This window comes from Haloarcula sp. CBA1115, from assembly GCF_000827835.1.
Taxonomy (GTDB): domain Archaea; phylum Halobacteriota; class Halobacteria; order Halobacteriales; family Haloarculaceae; genus Haloarcula; species Haloarcula hispanica.
Genome location: NZ_CP010529.1, coordinates 2,790,348 through 2,812,824, shown reverse-complemented (window position 1 = coordinate 2,812,824; position 22,477 = coordinate 2,790,348). Strand labels below are relative to the sequence as shown.

Genomic DNA, 22,477 nt, shown 5'->3' with positions numbered 1-22,477 from the left:
CATATTCTCTCAAATTCGAGAGATAACTCCACATTTTCAATTACTGACGTACTACAGACGACGTTGCAGGATAGAAACCGCGCTCACGGATTAATTATCACTCCTACCGTTTCGACAGTAACTATTATATATTTTGATAGTGGACTATTCCCGAGAACGTGTTGGCCGTTCGGCCAACGGGAGCGACAATGAGTAAATGGAACCCACTTGATTCAGAAGACGAGCCGCCCGACGGGGAACGCACCGACGGCGGCGTCACAGAGGGGCGGGACGGAAACGAGTCGGAGACTGAACCGCCGTCAGCAGAAGCCCTCCAGAAGGACACAGAGACCGGAAACGGTCCTGAACAGGCGGAGCTGGAAGCACGATGTGAGCAACTGGCGGCGGAACTCGAACAAGAGCGGGCGGAACGTGAAGCGCTCGAAACCGCTGTCGACCGTCTCACTTCTGTTGCCAGGGCGAACGCCGACGGCGACCTCACTGCGAAACCGGGGCAGCCACCAGCTGAGGCAGCTGAGCCGCTGTACGACGCATACAGTGAACTGCTCCGGGAATGGACCGACACCGTCGACCGGATGGCGTCGTTCAGCGAGCAGGTGACCGCCGCAACGGAACAGGTCGACACCCGTCTCGGGTCGGTCAAGTCCGCCAGCCGGGACGTGAGTGGCGCTGTCGGAGAGATTTCGACCGGGTCGGACGAGCAACGCGACGAGATACAGTCGATCTCCGACGAGATGCGGAACCTCTCGGCGACGATCGAGGAGATAGCGAGCGCCGCAAACGAGGTCGCGGACACGTCAGGCGAAGCCAGCGTTCGAGGCGAATCCGCACTGGAGTCGGCGTCCTCGGCGATGACGACGCTCGACCGGTTGACCGACAACGCCGAAGCGACCGTCGACAAGGTCGAGCAACTGAACGACCTGCTGTCGGACATCGAGGAGATTGTGGGTTTCATCACGGACGTCGCGGACCAGACCAACATGCTGGCGCTGAACGCCAACATCGAAGCGGCCCGAGCAGGCGAATCCGGCGACGGGTTCGCCGTCGTCGCAGAGGAGGTCAAATCGCTCGCGACCGAGACGAAGGAGGCGACCGACGAGATCGCAGCCTCCATTCAGGAGGTCCACGAACAGGCCGACACGACGGTTTCGGAGATGTACGATACGCGGGAGAGTGTCGAAGACACCCGCTCGTCAGTCGCCAGCGCGCTCGATGAACTGGATTCTGTCGTCTCGATGGTCGAGGAGGTCGATTCGAGCGTCCAGGAGATCGACGATGCGACGGATACGCAGGCCGACTCCACGCAAGAAGTCGTGTCGATGGTCGACGACGTCGAGGACATCAGCGCCCGGACGGCCGAAGAGGCGGCTATCGCCGCCGACGCCGCAGCGGACCAGACGACGGAACTCGCAGAGGTCTCGACGCGGGTGTCGACGCTCACCGAGCGGGCCGAATCACTGGACGCGTCGCTGGATTCCTTCGAACTTGCGACCGGTTCGGCGGCGGCGAACACGGACGGAACCGTCGTCGAGTTCTGGCACGCGATGGGCGGCGAGAAAGCGCTACTGCTTGAAGAACTCGTCCGCGAGTTCGAATCACAGACCGAGGGTATCAGTCTCACACTGCGGTCGAAAGGGAGCTACCGCGGGACCCTCGATGCAACGCTGAACGCCGCCGAAAACGGCGATCCGCCCGCGATCGCACAGATCTTCGAGATCGGCACTACGCGTGCGCGCGACAGTGGACACTTTACGCCAGTCGAGGATCTCCTCCCCGCAACCCACATCGACTCGCTGCTCGACCCGGTGACGAACTACTACCGCTTCGACGGGACGCTCCACTCGCTCCCGTTCAACGCGTCGAACCCGGTGATGGCGTACAACCGCGACGCGTTCAGGGCGGCGGGGCTCGATCCCGATTCACCGCCGGAAACCCTCGCTGACGTACGAAGCGCGGCCGAGCAGCTCGTCGACGGGAGAGGCGTGGATACAGGTATCACGTTCGCGAACTACTCGTGGTTCGTCGAACAGTGGTTTGCCGAGGCTGACCAGCTCCTCGTGGACCAGAACAACGGGCGGTCCGGGTCGCCAACGGAGAGCCATCTCGACGGGGAGTTCGCCCACGACTTATTCGAGTGGTGGAAAGGCCTCGAAGCGGACGGACTGTACCACGACCCCGGCATCGAAGCCAGAGGCGCGGCTCGGACCCACTTCGCCGAGGAGAACGCCGCGATGCTGATCGGCTCGACATCGTCGCTGAACAGCATCGAAAGCAGCGCCGATTTCGATGTCGGAACCGGCCGATTCCCAGTCCTCGACGACCGTACCGGCGTACTCGTCGGCGGCGCATCCCTCTGGGTCGGCGATGCAGTCTCCGAAGCCGTGCACGACGCTGTCGGCGAGTTCCTCACATGGCTCACCGAACCGGCCCAGCAGCGTCGGTGGCATCAGGAAACCGGGTACTTCCCAGTGCACGCCGATGCGATTCCGCAGCTCCGGTCGGCGGACTGGTTCGAACAGAACCCACACTACAGAACGGCGTTCGACCAGCTCGTCGACACACGCGACACCACGGCGACACGGGGCGCACAGATCGGTCCGTTCGATACGGTGCGAACGATCATCGAAGACGCGGTCGACAGTATGGACGGGCCCGACTCAGTCCCGTCCGCGCTCGACCGACTCGACACACAGGTCACGAAACAGCTTGAGCGGTACGATTCCGACCGGTAGCGCCGTCCCGTCCTTTCTTTACTAGCCAAACATCACCATTAGTAATCTTTATAATGGTTCACTATGTTGTTTACTGGCAAGGTGGTAGCTTTCATAAATAAGCTACCTCCACCACGGAGAACACAACAATGGCAGACACATACGTTGGCGCGATCGACCAGGGAACGACTGGCACTCGCTTCATGGTATTCGACCATAGCGGCCAGGTCGTTGCGAACGCCTACGAGAAGCACGAACAGATCTATCCGGAGCCCGGCTGGGTCGAGCACGACCCCGTCGAAATCTGGGAAAACACGCAGGAAGTCGTGACCAAGGGGCTTGCGGATGCAGGTGTCGGTGCCGAACAGCTGGAAGCGCTCGGCATCACGAACCAGCGTGAGACGACGATCGTCTGGGACAAGGAGACCGGCAAACCGGTCCACAACGCGCTGGTCTGGCAGGACCGCCGAACCACCGACCGCGTCGAGGAGATCCAAGAAGAGGACAAAGTCGAGTGGATCCGGGGGAAGACCGGGCTGGAATGTGACGCCTACTTCTCGGCGACCAAGACCGAGTGGATCCTCGACAACGCGGAGCCGCTCAAGATGCAGAGCTCGCGCGGTGCTGACCTCCACGAACGGGCTGAAGACGGTGAACTCCTGATGGGGACCATCGACGCGTGGCTCATCTACAAGCTCACCGGCAACCACATCACGGACGTCTCGAACGCATCGCGGACGATGCTGTACAACATCCACGACATGGAGTGGGACGACGAACTCCTCGACGAATTCGGCGTTCCGAAGTCCATGGTTCCGGAGGTCCGTCCGTCCTCCGACGAGAGCCTGTACGGGCACACCGACGCGGACGGCTTCCTCGAAGAGGAAGTCCCCGTTGCGGGCGCGCTGGGCGACCAGCAGGCCGCAATGTTCGGCCAGACCTGCTTCGATAAGGGTGATGCGAAGAACACCTACGGCACCGGCGCGTTCTATCTGATGAACACCGGTTCCGAAGCGGTCGCCTCCGACAACGGCCTGCTGACGACCGTCGGCTTCCAGATGTCCGGTGAGCCCGTCCAGTACGCGCTGGAAGGCTCCATCTTCATCGCCGGCGCGGCAATCGAATGGCTCGAAGACGTCGACCTCATCAACAACGCCGCCCAGACGGCGGAACTGGCCCGCTCGGTCGAATCGACCGACGGTGTCTACATGGTGCCGGCCTTCACGGGTCTCGGCGCTCCGCACTGGGACGGCCGCGCCCGCGGGACGATTGTCGGTATGACTCGCGGAACGCGAAAGGAGCACATCGTGCGTGCAACCCTGGAATCCATCGCATACCAGACCCGCGACCTCGCGGAGGCGATGGAGGAAGACTCCGGTGTCGAGATGACGACGCTGCGAGTCGACGGCGGTGCAGTCAAGAACAACTTCCTCTGTCAACTCCAGTCGGACATCATCCAGACCGATATCGCTCGCCCGCAGGTCGACGAGACCACCGCACTGGGGTCGGCCTATGCGGCCGGTCTCGCCGTCGGATACTGGGACACCGTCGACGAACTCCGGGACAACTGGCAGGTCGACGAGGAGTTCTCGCCGGAAATGGACGCCGAGGATGCAGACAAGATGTACGACCGCTGGGACGACGCCGTCGACCGTTCCCGCGACTGGGCACAGGAGGAATAACAGATGGCAATCGCATTCGGACTCACGGCAGTCGATATGCTCGTCCTCGCCATCGCGGCGTTCGCGGGCGGCGCGTTCGGGGCATCTATCGGTGCACTCCCGGCGTTCTGTTTCACCGGCTTCATGGTGCTTATCGGAGAAGCCGGCAACGTCGTCTCAGAGTCGTTCGTCGGCGGTTCTCCTGACGTCATCGCGGGTGGCGCCGGTGGGTACGGAGCCGGCATCGTCGGCCCGCTGGCCTTCGGTCCCGTGTTCGGGCCACACGTCGCCTTCGCTGGTGGTGTGGCAGCAGCCGCTTACGCCGCGAAGTACGACGGAATGTACGAGCCGGACGACGGTGACTACCACCCGGCGAAGGACATCGCCTACGCCCTCGGTACCCGACCGGACGTCCTCGCCGTCGGTGGTGTGTTCGGCATCCTGGGGATGGCAATCCGGCAGACGTCCGGCGGACTCGGGATTCCAATCGACCCGCCTGCAGCAGGCGTTATCCTGACGGCTGTTATCGCCCGTCTGGTCTTCGGCTACCCGGTTATCGGCCGTGCCCGCGGAAGTGGCCTGCTCGATATGTCGCCGTTCGAGAGCGGAAAAATGCGGTCGAGCAACAGTGAAGAAGTCGCAACGGATGGCGGAGCCATGGCTGCCGAGCGACCGGCTGTCGAGCCGTGGCTGCCACACCAGTACAAGTGGACACACGTCGCAATGCTCGGGCTCATCACCGGCATCCTCGGTGCGTACATCTTCGCGAAGACTGGAAGTCTCTTCCTCCCGTTCGGTATCTCAGCAGCGAGTCTGCTGTTCCTGAACCTCGGCGTGGAGAAATTCCCGGTCACACACCACATGACGCTCCCAGCAACGTTCGTCGCTAGTATGGCGATGACGGATGGAGCGAGCGTCCTAGTCGCGCTCGGACTGGGCGCATTCTTCGGTATCCTGGGTGCGCTGTTCGGTGAGGTCTACCAGCGCATCTTCTATGCGCACTCGGATACGCACTTTGACCCGCCAGCCGCCTCGATCATCACGACGACCCTCATCCTGGGCATTCTGGCACTGGCTGGAGTGTTCACGACGTCCGCAGCGATCCCCCTGCCGTAAGAACTCATACGGCTTTTTATTTACAGGTCCAATCGAATATACACACGATCTAATTTCCAAGCATGGACATCGAAGCGAGAATCAAGCGTCGACAACGCCGGAACGGTGAGCCACGGCTCATTCAGGATTACGAGTCGATCTCACCGGTCGTCCACATAGAGGAGCCGGCTGACCGCGGTCCGGTGCTCGAGCGCCTACTTGACCACCTCGATCCGGTGTTCGATGGGCAGCTTCCGCCGAACGCGTACGTGTACGGCCCCCGTGGTTCAGGGAAGTCCGCAGTTATCACGGCGCTGTTCGCCAATTTAGAACAGCTCCCGACGGAGCAACAGGCGATTATCCACACGACGACCCGTGCACAGCCACCGACCTCGCCGTCGTTCGTCTACGTGAACGCCCGAGAGACCGCAAGCGAGTTCGCGTTCTACCATGCAGTGCTGGACTCGCTCGTGGACGAATCGGTGCCGGAACACGGGATCGGGACGGAGACGCTCAAATCCCGACTCCACGAACTGGTACGAGAGCAACGCACGGGCATCGTCATTGCAGTCGACCACATCAGCGAACCGGAGAGCATCCAGGCCCCGGCCCTCGTTGACCTGTTTGCTGGCTTACCGAGCAACGTCAGCTGGCTCGCTATCGGTCGCGACGACCCGTCGACAACGGAACTGACGCGGTACACCGCCGAGTCGATCAGTATCGACCGCTATCAGCGGCAGATGCTCGTCGACGTGTTGATGACCAGAACCTCGAACGGGCTGGCTCAGCAGGGACTCGATCACGGTCTGGCGAGGCATATCGCCGATTGGGCGGACGGAAACGCCCACGATGCCCTTGCCGCACTGTTTATCGCTGCGGAGTTGGCCGAGGAACGGGGCCAGGACCGCATCACACAGGCCAACGTCGACGCGGCCATCGCGGAGGTGCCCGACCCCTGCATTTCGTTGGGCGTCGTCCTCTCCCTGCCGACGAACCGACAGGCCGTTCTCAGGGAACTCATCGACCTGGAGGAGAGCGAACGCTCCTCGGTAACGGCAACGACGGAGGCGATTGCGTCGGCACAATCAGTCGACCTCTCGCCCGGGACGGTCAAACGGTTCCTCTACGAAATGGCCGAATCCGGTGTCGTCGACCGTGTCGAGGCGACGACCACCAACGGACAGGGCCGCCCGCCGAGCCGTGTCGAACCGCGGTTCCCCCCGACGGCCTTCCGGCGGCTGTACGACCTGCAACAGTAGGCCGACGTTTCGCGGTCAGGTCGACGCTTTTCAAACGCGCTGTGACGGGTCACCTGTGCCGCCAGTCAGCGCGGACGCCAGTGCGCCACGGACTACGACGTCGTCACCGAACTGCGTCAACTGGATATCCGGAATGTTCGACATCACCATGTCGTCGAGCCGGTCTCGGATCGGGTCTAGCACCTGCTCGGGGTTGTTGAGCGCAACGGCCCCACCGACGTAGACGACGAGGGGCGCGTACGCGTGGACGATGTTCGCGACGCCGATCGCGTTCCAGTGACAGATCTGGTCGAGGACGTGGGACGCGAACTCGTCTTCGCCGGCATATTCGAAGATATCCGCCGCGGAAAACTCCTCAGTCTCGATCGGGAGCGCCGTCTCGACGGGGTCCTCCCGGTGCAGTTGTGTGGCGTACCGCGGGATGTTCTCGCCCGAACAGTACGCTTCCCAGTGGCCGTCGTGCCCACAGCCACAGGTCATGAACCCATGTGGGTCGATCGTCAAGTGGCCGACTTCTCCAGCGTTGCCGTCCCAGCCTGAGAGGATATTCCCGTCGACAGCGACCCCGGCACCGACCCCGGAGGAGATTGTGAGATACACCATGTCATCGGGGCTCCGGTCCGAGTAGAACCGCTCACCGATGACGCCGGCGTTGGCGTCGTTGTGCAGCGACACCCGCTCGCTGCCGATGAGATTTTCCACCGGCCCGGTCAGCGGAATCCGGTCGATGGTGTCGGGGAGGTTCGCGGGGTTTTCGACGACCCCTTCGGCCAGATCCATCGGACCGAAGGACCCGATACCGGCGGCAACCACGTCTGTGGGGGCGATATCGGCGGCGTCACAGGCCTGTCGGATCGCGTCGAGGACCGCCTCCGTGACCGCGATACCTGCCGGTCCACGCGGTGTCTCAGTTTTGTGTGACGAGAGTATCGAACCCGTCTCGTCACCGATAACAGCCCGAATATGTGTCGCTCCGAGGTCGACCCCTGCGTAAGCGCCCATGCTGGTCGAAGGGTTGCCCCACCGATACTTAACTACACAGATTCTACCGCGGTCAGTAGTCTCGCTCCCTGCCCGAGATGTCCTCTCGGCCAACGGCCTCCTCGTAGACGACGCCGCGCTCGGAGTCTAGCGTGACGGTCGATCCGTCGGAGACAGCATCGGGCAAGTCCGCGTTCGAGATCATCGGAATCGAAAGCTCGCGGGCGACGATGGCCGCGTAGCTCGTGACGCCCTCGTGGGCGTCGATGATGCCCCCGATACGGCTGGTGTCGCCGACGAATTCGCCGTCGAACCCTTCGGGCACTGCCAGAATAGCCCCGTCGGGGACCTTCGAGAGGTCGCCCGGTGACTCCTGGGGCGGTGCCGTCGAAATCCGGTGAACCGGACCGGTAACCAGACCGTCGACGATGGACCGACCGCTAGCGACTGTTTCGGCCGCGACGTGGACTTTCAGCATGTTCGCCGTGTTCATCCCCTCCAGTTCAGTCATCATCCCGGAGAGAACGACGACCGTGTCACCGCTGTCCGCGGCTTCGGTGTCGAGAGCCGCCTGCACTGCCGTCTGGATGACGGCATCAGCGCCTTCGGTGGTGTACTCGGTCGTTACGGGTGTGATACCCCACGAGAGCGCGAGCTTCCGGCGGACGCGCTCGCTCGGCGTCGACGCGACGATGGGGATCGAGGGCCGGTACTTGGCCGATTTCAAAGCGGTGTAGCCGGACTCGGACGCGGCGACAATCGCCGACGCCCCGATGTCGCGAGCGAGGAACCGACCGGAGCGCGCGAGCGCGTCTGTCCGGGTGTCACCGGCGTTTGGCACGCGCTGTTCCCGGGACTCGGCGTACTCCTCGCTGCTCTCGACATCGCGGATAATCCGGTCCATCGTCTCGACGACGCGAGCCGGGTGGTCACCGATCGCCGTCTCGCCCGAGAGCATCACTGCATCGGTGCCGTCAAGCACTGCGTTTGCTACGTCTGAGGCCTCCGCGCGGGTCGGCCGCCGGGAGTGGACCATCGAGTCGAGCATCTCGGTGGCCGTGATGACCGGGACGCCGGCCTCGTGACACCGACGGATGATACGCTTTTGAATGATCGGCACGTCTTCGAGCGGGCACTCGACGCCGAGGTCACCGCGGGCAACCATCACGCCGTAGGCCTCGTCGATGATCGAGTCGAGGTTCTCGACGGCCCCGGCCCGTTCGATCTTGGCGATGATCGGGATGTCGACGCCGCGCTCTTCGAGCGCCTGGCTGATCTCGTAGATGTCCTCGCCGTCACGGACGAACGACGCGGCCACGAAATCCGGCTCCTTCTCGGCGGCCACGTCGAGTTCTCGCTCGTCGTTTGCCGTAATCGTCGGCAGGTCGAGTTCGACGCCGGGAACGTTGACACCCTTGCGGGCGGCCAGTTCACCGCCGTTCTCGACGGTCGCAAACACCGTGTCGTCCTCGACACGTTCGACAGTCGTCTCGATGCGTCCGTCGTCAAGCAACACCCGGTCGCCCGGCTCGACCGCCGTGATCGACTGCGAGAGGCCGACCTCCTCGGGCGTCGCGTCGTCGCCGACGACGTAGCGGATGGTGGACCCCTCCGTGAGCTGAATCGGCTCGTCGATCTCCGCGGTCCGGACTTCCGGCCCAGGCATATCGAGCATGGCCGCGACCGGTTCCTCGACCGCCTCGTCTACCTCGCGGATGCGATCGATCATTTCACGGCGGTGTTCCGGCGAACCGTGGCTCGCGTTCAGTCTGGCAACAGACATCCCGGCCTTTGCAAGTGACGCGATGTCGTCGACCGAGTCCGACGCAGGGCCGAGGGTACAGACAATCTTTGCGCTACGCATTGTGACCTCCGTCTCTGGGGAGCCACAGTTTACAGCGTTCATAGTTAATCATACCCTGCCGTTCCCCGCGAAGGGATAAGAACCTTGCTGGACGGCGTAGCTACCGGGAAATCGCTTCCGTGTCGCCACTGAGAATCGAACGGATCTCGTCGGGTGACACGACGGCAATGTCACCCGGAATCGTCCGTTTGAGTGCGGCTGTCGCAGCACCCCAGGCGAGCCCGTCCGCGACGCTGCCACCGGAGAGATACTGCGAGAGGAAGCCGCCGACGAAGGAGTCGCCGGTCCCGACCGGATGGGCGTCGGTCGACTCGAACGTCGGTTGCTCCGTTACAGCCCCGTCGGCAAGCGCGAGCGCCCCGTCGCTGCCACGGGTGATTACTGTTGCTTCGAACCCGTACTCGGCGGCGAGGTCCCGGGCAATCGTTTCCGCATCACCGGTCCGGTCCAACACGACGTTCGCGTCGCGTTCGGCGACGACGAGTACGTCGACAGACGGGAATAGCCCGGTCAGGACCGAGCGGGCTTCCGCCGGCGTCCAGAGCTTCGAGCGGTAGTTCAGATCGAGGCTCGTGGTCGTGCCCGCGTCCTGTGCGAGCGAGAGGAGGTCAGCAGTGGTCGATTCGAGCGTCTCTGAGAGCGCCGGTGTGATACCCGAGGTGTGGAATCCCGCGGCGTCCGCGATGGTCTCCGTCGGAAGCTCCCCCGGTGTGGCGGTCGTGACACTGGCGCTCTGGCGATCGTAGATAACATCGTTGCCCCGCGGTGGACTACCCTGCTCCAGATAGTAGGTTCCCTGTCGGGCGCTGTCCGAGTCGTCCCAGGCGACATCGACCGATACGCCATGGTGTTTGAGTTCTCCCGTGACTCGGCGACCAACCGGTGAGTCGGGGAGCTTTGAGGCCCACAATGCATCGAGCCCAAGCCGTTGAGCAGCGACCGCGACGTTTGACTCCGCACCAGCCGCCCTGACGGTGTACTGGTCTGCAGTCTCCAGTCGCTCGTCGTCAGGTGGCGACAACCGCAACATCGTCTCACCGAACGTAACTAACTCCGTCATATCCGACGTTGCTCACTGGCTGGGTATAAATCCCGGAGAACCCGTCGTCTAACGGACCTGTTAATTACACCTTACTGGGGTGGAGGGCATTAGCTCGTATTTTTCGTCATGGGTTATGGACAGTATAAGTTTTCTCCAAAAGTTTATGTGCTATACTAATTTAGACACGCCAGTATGGATTCAGGGAGAGATGGTGGTGGGCCGTCCGTCTTTAGGCGGAACCTACTCCGTTCGATTGGTGCGGCCGGACTGGCCGGACTTGCAGGCTGTGGTGGCAGCGAGGGAGTGACAGATGGGGACGGGACGCCGACCCCAACGCCAGTTGGAAACTTTCCGGTGTCCGGGGATTCGGTGACGTTCGGTTTCAACGTCGCTTCCTCGGGGGCATACTCAACGGCCGGCAAGCAGGAGCTCCGAGGTTTCAAACTCGCGGTCAAGCACATTAACAACGGTGGTGGGTGGGTAACGAGCGAGCAGTACGAGTCACCGCTAGACGGTGACGGACTTCTCGATAAGGATGTCGAATTCGCTGTCGAAGACACGGGTGGTAATTCGGAGACCGCCCGGAGCAACGCACAGCGGCTTGTTGATAGCGAGGAGGTGATTATGCTTGCTGGCGGAACGTCCAGCAATTCCGGCCTGGCCAATCAGGAGGTCGCCGCACAGAACCAGGTCGTGTACATGGCGACGATGGCCAACGCGAACTCGCTGACGGGTATCGACTGCAACCGGTACTCCTTCCGCGAGATGTACAACAACCACATGGCGGCCAAAGCGCTGGCTCCGGCCCTCAGTAACGAGTTCGGAGACGACGTCAATTACGTCAAGATCTCCCAGGACAATGAGTGGGGACAGACGCTCCGGGATGAGATGGATACAGCCCTCGGGAATCTCGGCTGGGCACCTGTTTGGGACACAACTGCACAGGTCGGGACGACCGACTACTCTCAGTACGCAGAAGACATCAAGTCGGTCGATTTCGACGTGATAGTGCTCGGACTGGGGGGCCTCGACGCAGTAAACGCACTCAGAGCGTTCCGGGAGGAGTTCCCGGAGTCGAATATCGTCCTTCCGATAGCCTCGAAAGATATTGCCCGGACCGCAGGCGATGCGATAGAGGGTGTTATCGGGACGGTCGCCTGGAGTCCGGAGATCAACTCGCCGCTGTCTGATACCTTCCGAGAATCGTTCCGTGAGGAGTACGGCAGTTCGACGGGGACCTCGAAATCGGCGTCCCCATCAGGAGCAGCCCACATCGCATACACGCAAACGCTACAATACGCCAGTGCAGCCGAGCGGGTGGGAACGTTCAATCCGATCGATGTCATCGGAGCGCTCGAAGGACACGAGTACGACGCCGGTCTCGGACCGCAGACGCTCCGAGCCTGTGACCACCAGGCGATGCGCCAGGTGCCAGTCGTGAAAGGAAAGCCAGAGGTTCAGCAGTCCTACGGCACCTACTACGGCCTGATTGGGGAACCAGCGGATGTACAGTACGCATGCGACAGCGGTCCAGCGGCTAACTGCTCGCTTGGAGGGAACTAGCTATGAGTTCAGGAGACACACAGATACCAGACAGTTCAGAAAACGATTCGAACGCCTCCGGTGGGATTCTTGCAACAGTCGTCCCGGATTTCATCCGGCGAAACTTCGCACTCAAATTCGGTATCGTCCTCTTCGTGATGGCGCTGTCGGTTGGGCTCATCGGCCTTGCCGCGACAGAGCAAGTCAAGGACTACACGGAACAACAGGTTCTGAGCGACTACGAAAACGCCGCCGCACAGGAGGCTGATATCCTGTCACAGTGGGTTGATCGAAACCGGTTATCGACCCAGTTCGTCTCTTCCGACGACGTTTGGGCCAGTAGTGATACCGAAGACATCAATATCGAACTCAACAATCGGAAAGCCGCCTTGTCCGCAGATGCTGCCGACATCCATCTGGTCGAACGGAATGCCGGCCAATCCCAGGTTGTCGCCAGCACATCTAACTCACAGGTGCTAACTAACTCGGCGCTCGAATCGACGAGCAGGGCCTGGCTTACCGGTGCGAACTTCGAAACGGCAAGCGATGTCGCCGTCTCCGACGTGTACCAGACGAACTCCGGCCCGGTCGTCGGCTTCGCCAGTCCTGTCGATGCCTCACAGAACCGGTATATCCTCATCGAGTACTCGCTCGACGAAATCGCGAACTCGCTTCAGGGGAACAACAGGGCCGAAGGCGGATTCACGCAGGTCGTCAACGGGTCGGCGGTCGTCATGATCGACGAACCCAGAGACGGGAGCCGCGGCCTCGGCGAAAACATGCTGCAGTCGTATAGCTCGAACAGCCCTGCCACGGAACCGATCGACGCGGCAGATGACCTCCGCTCGTCGGAGCAACAGTCCGGCGTCACCGCTGACATGCCGGCGACTGACGTACTCAACGAGCGCTACACTGTCGGCTATGCACCGATTCAGGGCACTGACTGGGTCGTTCTCGTACACGCACCCAACTCCGCGGTCTTTGGCTTCGTCCAGAACGTCCAGCAGTACGGACTTATCGGCACGGCACTGATGGTGTTGCTCATCGCGGGCGTCGGTGCGATACTCGGGTACAACACGGCAACGTCCATCGACCGCCTGACCCGAAAGACGGACCAGATGCGACAGGGGAACCTCGACGTCGAGATCGCCACCAGTCGTATCGACAATATCGGCCGCCTGTACAGCGGGTTCGCTGATATGCGCGACGCGCTCAAACAACAGATCAACGAGGCCGAGCGTGCACAGAAAGAGGCAGAGGTTTCCCGCGCGGAAGCCCTTGAAGTCAACAAATACCTCCAGAAGAAGGCCGAAGAATTCTCCGACGTGATGGAGGAGACGGCCGCTGGAAACCTCACCGAGCGGATGGCAACCGACGGCGAGAACGAGTCGATGGACCGGATCGCCAGCGAGTTCAACGGCATGGTCGACGAACTCGAAAAGACGATCGGTCAGCTCAACAGCTTCGCCGACGAAGTCGCGGAATCCGGAGACGTCGTTCTGTCGAGTGCGGAGTCCGTCCGTGACGCGTCCGAGCAGGTGGCCGAATCCACACAGAAAATCTCCGACGACGCCTACGACCAGAAGGACCGCCTCGCGACCATCTCAGAGGACCTCGATACCCTCGTGGACACGCTCGAAGAACTGGAAGCGGACAATCCGGACATCGACCTTGGTGACTCGCTCGAGCGGTTCCGGACGGTGGCGACGACGCTACAGTCGGCAGCCGAGACAAGTGACCAGATGATGGCCGAAACCCAGACCGTGGCCGGCGCAGCCGAAGAGCAGGCCGCAGAGCTCAACGAAGTGTCTTCGCGTGCCGAACAGCTCAAACGCTACGCGAAGCCACTCGGTGACATCCTGAACCGCTTCGAGACCGAAGCCGAGCACGAGTTCGTCTTCTCGGGCGGTCCGTCACAGAGTCTGGGCGAAGAGGAAGAAGAGTAATCCGGTTCACCGAAACCGATTTTCGCGCTGGCGACGTACTTCTTTCAATGAGCGACGACGCAGGAGAAATCTCGCAGGCGGAACTCGCCGAGTACTGTCGAACCCAGGCTGCGATTCTTGCTGGCCATCTGGACCAGCGCAGTGCGGAGCTCTCCGATTTGCTCGAAGAAATCGAACAGGACACCGCCGACGCTCGTGCGACATTGTCTGAAAGTTCAGGCCGACCGGAACCCGATGCGGAAGCCGCTGTCGAAAACATCGAGGCCAAGCAGAAGCGAGCACAGGCGAAACAGGACGAAATCGACGAATACCGGACGCTCGCAGAGGGCTATACGGATCTCGCCGAGCAACTCACTGAGGGGTCCGGTGATCTTGAAACCGTTCTTGAATTCGAAATCGATACCGATGCCCCGACATATTTCGACGCCGAGACAACGATTCTGGGAGTGGCGACTGGAGAAGACAAGTAGTAGTCTATTTTACAGGAAGCTCTGCACCACAGACAGGCTGCTCTACAGCGCCGGGGCTGGTGGCAACTGCGGTTCGGCAACGACCCAGCGCTGGTACAACATTCGACATCACTGAGGTGGGGCAACAACTACCCCCACCGCGTTCACCGTGCTAAACCGTTTTAGCGCCAGCGGTCAATCAGTCGACACTGCTGACTCCATCTTAGCGGATTTAGCTGTCGCAGCCTCGGGGCTTCCTTGTCCGAGTTCCACAGCAGCCAGTACAAGAAAGCCACCGATGAATATCGTGTTTTTCAGAATGTACGCCGCGAACGCGTCAAACAGCCACGGAACTGTCCCTAGTAGAAACGGTTCCTGGAAGTACGCGGATCGGGCAATCACGAGCGTCGCGAGGGTGACAAACTGGTGGCCAAGGAACAGGAAAAATATGGCCCGAATTTTCTGGAGGAGGAACAACAGCCCGATCGTCAGCTCATACACTCCAATGAACACCATCACTGCGGTCAGAGAGATCCCTAGTTCCGGAAGACCAAGGATAGTGACCACCGCATGGACCTCACCACGGACTGGTGTCGATAGCCCGCTAAACAGTGCCTGGACCTTCAGAAACCCATAATATGAAAAAACGAAGGCATACGTGAGGAATGCTATGCGTGTCCCGTACGGCACTAGTATGCCCTCGACGACGCGGTCAATCACTTCATTGTACTTCTGTACCATGAACCGAAGTGGTGACAGTCCACCACCGGTTTGACTTTGTACCTCACCCATACTCCGTTTCCCATCCAAGTCCCCACTATATATAATCTTATGCTGACATTTGGGCGCAAAGTGCCACAGAACGAACCAAATTCATCAGTAGCTTCTGAAATGCGGTGGCCGAGAGATAAAGAGAGTTCCCGCTATTCAGAAGTGTAGTTGTTGGATCGGCTGATTCCATGTGAGACTGAGTAGGTTGAACCACCTACGTCCGACGAGACGAACCAAATTGACGACCGTCGCTCCGGCGCTTCGAACACGGACGACGAGCAATAGGATTACCCTTGACTGTGGAACCAGTGGCGAGCCGCCGCTGTTTCCTCAAAGAGATCGCGGTTGATCGAGTCGTCAGCCATATCGACGACTTCTCGACGGATATCTGTGAAACGACGCTCTCGGGCATAACCAGCGAGGTGTTCGAGACCGGGACATGCCCGCTAAATTCACGTCGTTTCGACCACCAACCCCCATTCGATATAGCTGCATACAGTTTATGTGTTCGGAACAGACCGTGTGATGGTGAGTCCGAGGACAGTAGATGGACTACAGACAGTAATCTCAGCCACTTAGCTCCACAGACTTCCGACACGCACTGGTGAGGAAACGAGATCACGAATTGAACGTCCGCTCGACGAGGTATTTGACCAGATAGAACCCACCAATAAGGGTAACAGCCATGACTACGAGTACAATCGCAATCATGAACAAAAGGACAAGTGCGTCGTTAGCCATCGGACCCACCCGCCTGAGAAAGTGCGTATCGTCGAACGCGCATGTCGCTAGCTTCAGCCTGGACACGCTAATGAAGTAGGGTTTCAGTCCGACATTCTCTGGCACTCGCGGTTTATATTGGGTCCACTTTCGATATACCTGGGTGATCCATGTGGAAAAGGGATAGCAAGGCTCGAGTAGGTCACGTATCTGGTTGCTGACAGCGTCCTATACCTTGCACTGAACAGAGCGTTCAGGGACGGTGGTGGAAAGCGGGACATTCCGCTCAGTCGGGAGCGGAAATATCGAATATGGCTGACCGTAACCGAAGTCACCGGTACGCAGCGGTCGCTTCTGAGGAAGGCCATTCTGCATTTGGCTACGGAACCGTCGACAGGGTATTTTAATGGCGATCTGTGTTTCCCAACCGAGTCACGACGGAACAGAACCAAATCGTGTTCTCGTGGCGAGAGGGCGCTTTTCGGCCACTGCAGCGAACCAGTGGTGTGTAGGGTCACGATAGCGAGGGTCGCCAAGACTGGCACTGTAGCAGCGACGGGTGCGCGCTTTAGCAGCTTGTGGAGTACACTTTGGGGCCTTGAGTCCGAGAGAGAACAGTCCCGGCATACTTAGGCAACGACGGCTTCCCCCAATAAAGTCGTAATATGGCGATTACGGCGGGACATAGACGGCCTCTCCATTTGGCAACAGCGCCAACAGGCGCGTCACCAGAACTGACGCGCGTGTCATCCGGGAAAGTCGCGGCTGTCGGTATGCAGCGTGAGAGAGCAAGGGGACGGTATGCAGGAAGGGTCTGCGACACCTGAGCGGTTGCGACAGACTGTCCGGTCCACTGGTTTGAGTATTGGTGAGTAGCTGAACCAGGCCGGAATAGTCTCGGACCCACTCGAAGTGGTCTCTCACTAGATCAGAACGACACTGCCTCGTATTGACAATCCGTGACTGTGCTACCATACGTCTTTATCCTGCTGTGTTGAATAGCGTCTCCTGAGCCACGGTGAGGCGGCACCGATTTTGAGATTACCGGCATCAGCCCCTGACAAGTCAATTCAAATTTCCACTGTCCCGACCAGCACCGCTATTCAACACAGCAGTCTACTCTGCTCTGTTGAATAGCGGCATCTGAGCTACACTGAGACGACCCCGGTCTTGAGACCACTAGCGTCAGCTACTAACAAGCCGACTCAAATTCCGACCACCTCAACCAACACCGCTATTCAACAGAGCACTTTATCCGGGTAATGGAATGGACCGATCAGATGAGGGACAGAAATCTACGCCCATTTTGTATTTGTGTATCTGACCTTATCTACTGCTAAAATGACAGACTACTATCAGTATCGGCGCATAACTCCCGCAAATAGGGTACCACGCACCCAAATAAGTGTGTTTATCCCTGAGTATGGGACTACATTGAAGTCCCCGGCGTCCCAGGGTAAAATGTGTCCAGTGACAGTGAACGAACGACGGTTCGGACGTACATTCCGGCCTACCAGAAAGAACAGTGGCAGGCCCACGCCGAGGAACTGGATATGAGTCAAAGCGAGTTCGTCCGGACGATGGTACAGGCGGGCCGAAGCGGGTTCGAGCCAGTAGCATCCGAAACAACCGAGTCGGACGCCGCTGAGAGCGAGAGCGAGGAACCCCGTTCTCCGGACGCTACCCCTGGGGGTGACGGGCTGGAAGACCGGGTCCGAGAGATTCTGGCTGACGGAGACTACTACGAGTGGGACGACCTGCTCGCCGAACTGACCGACGATATCGAGGAACGCCTCGAAGAGACGCTGCAGGAACTGCAGTCCAACAACGAAGTGCAGTACAGCGGGCGACACGGAGGGTACGTTCGGGACGAATGAGCACGGATACGACCACGCCGGACGCCGAGTCGGACCCGGTCGGGTATTTCCTCGATGACATCACGTACCACGGAAAGAGCGACCGAACTCGTGCCTCCTACGAGCGCGTCCTTCGGGACTTCGAGTCCTATCTGGCAGACGGCCACCAGCCCATTCCCGTCCAGGAGGCCTCTCACCGGGACTGCATGGCATATGTTCACAGCCTCCGCGGTAACGTCGAAGAAAGTACAGTCGCGACGTACGCCTCCTATCTACACCGGTTTTTCGCGTACATGACACAGGTAGGAGTCTTCGAATCGAACCCGATGACGCTGGTCATGGAAGAGATGGACGAGTCCATCAATACCGACCCGACCCGCCGCGAAATCGACCTCCAGTCGATGCGGACGTTCGTCGACAGCGTCCCACATCCGCTAGAGCGGGCTATCGTAGTGACGTTGCTGAAAACGGGTATGCGGGCCGGCGAACTGTGTAACCTCGATATCCATGACCTCAACCTCGAAACCCCCGGCCCCAGACCGGAGATCCCGGTCCGAGCGGGGCTCGACGGGCGTCCGGACTCGTTGTTCGTCGCGGCAGACACGGCTCGTGGCGAGGCCAGTAACGGGGAAGAGCGGACAGCGTCCAACAAGCGGAAACGGGAGACGACGATCCCTGTCGACGCCGAACTGGCATCAGTGCTGCGGCACTGGCTCGCAATTCGGCCGGACACACAGTCCCCAGCAGCGCCGCTGTTTGTGTCTACAAGCGACAGCTGGGGGGAGCGACTCACGCCGAATATGGTACACCACATCGTCGAATCCCACGCGCGCGAGTTCGGTTGGTACTCGGACGGTGGGGGAGCCGAAGAGAACGTTACGCCGCACTACTTCCGGCACTTCTTCACGACACACCTTCGGGATCGGACCGGTGATCGCGGCGTCGTCAAATACCTCAGAGGCGACGTGGCACAGGACGTCATCGATACCTACACCCACGAATGGGGAACTCGGGTCAGGGATGTGTACGAGGCCGAAATTTACTCGCTACTGTGATTTTATTGTTGTCTATTCAACACTATTGCCGCACTCCGGGTGGTGGCTGCTGAACTAATAAATCATATAGCGCTATATAGAACTGGGCGGATTCTGCTTCTCAGCTGTGTTGTCTCAATGGACGATTTCGATAGCCGCATACGAGACAGGAGGTGCGGCCGGATTACACTGCGGGGCCTCCCAGCAGGTAGCTCGACCGAGCAGCGCTCTGGCACGCGCTTGTTGGGGGACTCCCGACCGGACTACAAGAGATCATACCGGCTCGAAATGGAACGTCCTACTGGTGGCTGCAGATGCCGGGATCACGCACGTCTCAGACGTAGACCCTTCCGGATGCAGGTCCCTGGGAGGGCTACTCGGGGTCCAGAAGTTTCGACTCCGCAGTTCGGAGATGTTCGAGGAGCGTGGTCTTCGAAATATCCATCTGGTCGGCGAGTTCGCGGACCGAAATCCCACGCGGCCACTGATAGTAGCCGGCCTCGCGGGCCGCTTCGAACGCGCGCCGCTGGGCCGGCGTTAGCGAGTCGGTTCGGAGCCCACCCACCGACCGCTCGGAGTCGCTGTCAGGCGTGACGATGGACTCGACCGACACGTCAGCGTCGGCGTCGGCTTCGACGGCATCGAGTGCGGACTGTATTTCGGGCCGCTCTCCGGTGAAGCTCACTTGCCACCGTTCGCGCCCGTCTTCGATACGAACGGGCGCGCTGTGGACGAATCCGTGTTCGAGGAGTGTTGGGCAGACTAACTCTTCTGGGTCGTACTCTAGCAGGAACTGTCTGACGACGGTTCCCGGTGCATCGCGCTTGTGTCCGATGCGTGCCTGAAGTTCCTGTATCTCTCCGGCGTGAGGTGACGCACGGACTGCGTCGAGGCAGTCCTCGACAGCCGACTTCGTGGCTCCGTACGCCGTAAACACGCCATTGACCGATGCCGCTGGCGACTGGGCGGTCTGTTGCACCGTGTGTGCCAGGATGCCGCCATCAGTGCAGTCGGTCGCTTCGATAGCCCAGCAGTTCGGATGCCACAGGTCGAGTGTTAGCCGTGCTCCGGCGCTATCGGTTTGGCTCATGGGATGTGCTGAGATATTTGATCGGTGACCCTAAGAGAGTAATCATTGTCTGGTGTGTCCGACACCGGCGGTTGCAGTGTGCGATTCGACGCGGTCCATCAGTGCTGATGCCGACACGACCAGGGCCAGGTACAGTATCGCCACCAGCACGAAGAGTTCCGTGTACTGGTACGTTTCGTTAGCGATTGTACTCGTCCTGCCGTACAGTTCCTGCACAGTGATGAAACTCGCCAGCGAGGAGTACTTGATGAGGTACACGAGTTCGTTCGTCCAGCTGGGAAGCGCGAGTCGGAGGCCCTGTGGAACGACGACGTACCGTATCCCTTCGAGCTTCGAGAGCCCGATGGCGCGTGCAGCGGTCAACTGCCCGCCGTCGACGGACTCCAGTGACGCGCGCAGATACTCGGACTGGTAGGCGGCGCTGTTCAGCGTGAAACTGATGACGGCCACCCAGAACGCCTGTGCCGGGACGAACCCGACACCGACTCCCGGCACGCCTCTGAGAACCTGCGTCAGTGAGGTCGCGAAGTAGAGGACGAACAACTGGGCGAGCAGCGGCGTCCCGCGGATGAGTTCCGTGTACGACAGCGCGAACCACCGGGCCCACCGCCCTCCGTACACACGGACGACGCTGAGCGGGAGCGCCAGCGTGAACCCGAGACAGACGCTGAAGACCGTCAGTAGCACCGTCGTCCAGACGCCGTGGGCCAGTGCCGGCAGATACGCCGTCGCGTCGGCGGCAAACCGGAGCGCGTCGGCGAACCACACGAGCGGCGCTCCGGCAACACCAAGTGACGCGGCGAGCGAGGCGACAGTGTCCGCTGTCGTCAGAAACGGGGCCGCCGGAACGAACGGCGTGCCGCGGTCAAGCCCGAATACCCCCGCGAGAACGAAATCAGTGGTCCAGCGGGCGAGAACCCAGACCCAGAACAGTGCCAGGCCGACTGTGAGGGGGCGGACGGTGAAGACCGTCTCCACGCGGTCACGGAGCCCCGGATTCGGCGACGTTGTCGATTCGGCCGTGCTCATGCCGTCTCCTCGTGTGCGTGCAATCTGCTCAGGAACTGTTCGGTTCTGTCCGCTGTCGGGTTCTGGAACAGTTGCTCCGGTGGGCCGTGTTCGACGATTTCACCGTCGTCGAGGAACACGATGTCCGACGCGGCCGACCGCGCGAAGTCCATCTCGTGACTGACCACGAGCATCGTGATGCCCTCCGCTGCGAGGTCGCGCATCACCTCGACGACCTCGCCGACGAGTTCCGGGTCGAGCGCGCTGGTCGGTTCGTCGAACAGTAACAGTTCCGGGTCCATCGCGAGTGCGCGCGCGATACCGACGCGCTGTTTCTGTCCGCCGGAGAGTTCAGCGGGGTAGGAGTCGGCCTGCTCCAGCAATCCGACCTGTTCGAGATGGGTCCGGCCGGCTTCCTCGGCGTCAGCAGCGTCCATGCCGAGTACTTTTTTCGGGCCGAGCGTGACGTTTTCGAGCGCCGTCAGGTGCGCAAAGAGGTTGAAATCCTGGAACACCATGCCGACCTCCTTTCGGAGTTCGTTGACGTCAGTGTCGGCTCCGGTCACGTCCTGCCCGTCGAGGGCGATCCGGCCACTGTTGATCTCCGTCAGTCGGTTCACACATCGGAGCAGCGTGGACTTGCCCGAGCCGCTGGGGCCGATGAGGACCGTCACGTCGCCCTGGTCCATCTCGAGGCCCACGCCCTCCAGTACCTCTTCGTTCCCGTAGGACTTGTGCAAGTCGTCGATTGAAAGTAGTGGCTGTGTCATGTCGTTCCCTCCGGTACGGCGTAGTAGTCACTGAGCTTGTCGAGCGACCGATTCGTCGCGAACGTCAGCACGAAGTAGACGAGGCTGACGGCGAGGAATATTTCGAGTGCCGCCGTCGACTGCCCGCCTTCGTAGAGGTTCTGGCCCGTCGTCAGGAGTTCGCCAATACCGATGACGATAGCGATGCTCGTGTCCTTGAGGACGATGGTGAACTCGTTCTGGAACCCCGGCACACTCCTGCGGAGCGCTTGCGGGACGACGACGTGCCGAATCGCTTCGAACCGGGACATCGCGACGGCGCGTGCCGCTTCCAGCTGTCCGTCGTCGACGCTCTGGAGCGCACCGCGGAAGATCTGTGACTGGTAGGCGGCGCTCCGGAGACCGAGCGCGATGGTCGCCGTGACGAACGCGCTACTGGAGATAGAGAGGCCGAAGTACAGAATCATAATGATGACCAGCAGCGGGGTGCCACGGAGGACGACCCCGACCTGTTCGACCAACCGCCGGGCCCTGTCCGAGCCGTACACCTCTATCGCACCGGCCGGGAACCCGACGACGAATCCCAGGAGAATACTGGAGACGGTGAGCGCGATGGTGACAGCTGTCCCGCCGAGCAACAGGCCCCAGTTGTTGGCGACGAACAGCCAGTCAGCGGTCTGGAGTAGGATTGCTGCCATG

At 60.7% G+C, this 22,477-nt stretch carries 18 protein-coding genes; 9 read left to right on the top strand and 9 right to left on the bottom strand.

Features of this window, described 5'->3' with window-relative positions; translation table 11 throughout:
• Nucleotides 1-188 precede the first annotated feature (188 nt).
• The 4 genes from SG26_RS14070 (at nt 189) to SG26_RS14055 (ending at nt 6,726) form a co-directional block, all read left to right on the top strand.
• Nucleotides 189-2,732 carry an extracellular solute-binding protein gene (locus tag SG26_RS14070; RefSeq protein ID WP_050037882.1) on the top strand — a complete coding sequence of 848 codons (2,544 nt, stop codon included), beginning with the start codon at nt 189-191 and terminating at the stop codon, nt 2,730-2,732.
• A 128-nt stretch (nt 2,733-2,860) separates the two neighbouring features.
• Entirely contained in the window at nt 2,861-4,393 is a 1,533-nt protein-coding gene (glpK, locus tag SG26_RS14065; protein ID WP_050037881.1) for a glycerol kinase GlpK, read from the top strand.
• A 3-nt stretch (nt 4,394-4,396) separates the two neighbouring features.
• A complete protein-coding gene (locus SG26_RS14060; protein WP_014040132.1) occupies nt 4,397-5,488 on the top strand; it encodes a hypothetical protein in 1,092 nt (363 codons plus the stop codon).
• 62 nt (nt 5,489-5,550) lie between these two features.
• On the top strand, nt 5,551-6,726 hold the full coding sequence (locus SG26_RS14055; protein ID WP_050037880.1) for a Cdc6/Cdc18 family protein: 1,176 nt from the start codon (nt 5,551-5,553) through the stop codon (nt 6,724-6,726).
• A gap of 30 nt (nt 6,727-6,756) precedes the next feature.
• Here the strand turns inward: SG26_RS14055 and SG26_RS14050 are convergent, their stop codons facing one another.
• From SG26_RS14050 to kdgK1, 3 genes are all read right to left on the bottom strand, one after another.
• Nucleotides 6,757-7,728: an ROK family protein gene (locus SG26_RS14050; protein ID WP_014040130.1), complete on the bottom strand. Its 972-nt coding sequence runs from the start codon at nt 7,726-7,728 to the stop codon at nt 6,757-6,759.
• 52 nt (nt 7,729-7,780) lie between these two features.
• Nucleotides 7,781-9,571, bottom strand: coding sequence for a pyruvate kinase (pyk, locus tag SG26_RS14045; RefSeq protein ID WP_050038287.1), 1,791 nt, complete (start codon nt 9,569-9,571; stop codon nt 7,781-7,783).
• 100 nt (nt 9,572-9,671) lie between these two features.
• Nucleotides 9,672-10,631, bottom strand: a complete 960-nt coding sequence (gene kdgK1, locus SG26_RS14040) for a bifunctional 2-dehydro-3-deoxygluconokinase/2-dehydro-3-deoxygalactonokinase (RefSeq protein WP_014040128.1) — start codon at nt 10,629-10,631, stop codon at nt 9,672-9,674.
• A gap of 336 nt (nt 10,632-10,967) precedes the next feature.
• Between kdgK1 and SG26_RS14035 the strand changes: the two genes are divergently transcribed.
• The 3 genes from SG26_RS14035 to SG26_RS14025 are packed head-to-tail and all read left to right on the top strand — an operon-like array spanning nt 10,968 to nt 14,571.
• Nucleotides 10,968-12,176, top strand: a complete 1,209-nt coding sequence (locus SG26_RS14035; RefSeq protein ID WP_014040127.1) for an ABC transporter substrate-binding protein — start codon at nt 10,968-10,970, stop codon at nt 12,174-12,176.
• Between the two features lie 2 nt (nt 12,177-12,178).
• Nucleotides 12,179-14,101 (top strand): HAMP domain-containing protein, encoded by a 1,923-nt coding sequence (locus SG26_RS14030; protein WP_014040126.1) that lies wholly within the window; start codon nt 12,179-12,181, stop codon nt 14,099-14,101.
• A 47-nt stretch (nt 14,102-14,148) separates the two neighbouring features.
• Nucleotides 14,149-14,571, top strand: coding sequence for a hypothetical protein (locus SG26_RS14025; protein WP_050037879.1), 423 nt, complete (start codon nt 14,149-14,151; stop codon nt 14,569-14,571).
• 174 nt (nt 14,572-14,745) lie between these two features.
• On the opposite strand, the gene SG26_RS14020 is transcribed toward SG26_RS14025, so the two are convergent.
• Nucleotides 14,746-15,342: a hypothetical protein gene (locus tag SG26_RS14020; protein WP_023843222.1), complete on the bottom strand. Its 597-nt coding sequence runs from the start codon at nt 15,340-15,342 to the stop codon at nt 14,746-14,748.
• Between the two features lie 597 nt (nt 15,343-15,939).
• The gene (locus tag SG26_RS21780; RefSeq protein ID WP_004962120.1) at nt 15,940-16,062 is read right to left on the bottom strand and encodes a hypothetical protein; all 123 of its coding nucleotides are present in this window, start codon (nt 16,060-16,062) and stop codon (nt 15,940-15,942) included.
• Nucleotides 16,063-17,504: 1,442 nt separating this feature from the next.
• Between SG26_RS21780 and SG26_RS14010 the strand changes: the two genes are divergently transcribed.
• Both SG26_RS14010 and SG26_RS14005 read left to right on the top strand, forming a co-directional pair.
• A complete protein-coding gene (locus SG26_RS14010; RefSeq protein ID WP_014040122.1) occupies nt 17,505-17,918 on the top strand; it encodes a DUF5805 domain-containing protein in 414 nt (137 codons plus the stop codon).
• Nucleotides 17,915-18,952 (top strand): tyrosine-type recombinase/integrase, encoded by a 1,038-nt coding sequence (locus SG26_RS14005; RefSeq protein WP_050007403.1) that lies wholly within the window; start codon nt 17,915-17,917, stop codon nt 18,950-18,952. Before SG26_RS14010 ends, SG26_RS14005 begins: the two co-directional genes overlap by 4 nt.
• A gap of 352 nt (nt 18,953-19,304) precedes the next feature.
• Here SG26_RS14005 and SG26_RS14000 read toward each other — a convergent pair whose 3' ends face one another.
• From SG26_RS14000 to SG26_RS13985, 4 genes are read right to left on the bottom strand one after another with little or no spacing between them, the layout of a single operon-like run.
• A complete protein-coding gene (locus SG26_RS14000; protein ID WP_050037877.1) occupies nt 19,305-20,021 on the bottom strand; it encodes a helix-turn-helix domain-containing protein in 717 nt (238 codons plus the stop codon).
• A gap of 42 nt (nt 20,022-20,063) precedes the next feature.
• A complete protein-coding gene (locus SG26_RS13995) occupies nt 20,064-21,050 on the bottom strand; it encodes an amino acid ABC transporter permease (RefSeq protein ID WP_050037876.1) in 987 nt (328 codons plus the stop codon).
• Entirely contained in the window at nt 21,047-21,799 is a 753-nt protein-coding gene (locus tag SG26_RS13990; RefSeq protein ID WP_014040118.1) for an amino acid ABC transporter ATP-binding protein, read from the bottom strand. Before SG26_RS13990 ends, SG26_RS13995 begins: the two co-directional genes overlap by 4 nt.
• Nucleotides 21,796-22,476, bottom strand: coding sequence for an amino acid ABC transporter permease (locus SG26_RS13985; protein WP_014040117.1), 681 nt, complete (start codon nt 22,474-22,476; stop codon nt 21,796-21,798). The genes SG26_RS13990 and SG26_RS13985 overlap by 4 nt, the downstream gene beginning before the upstream one ends.
• Nucleotide 22,477: the final 1 nt, after the last annotated feature.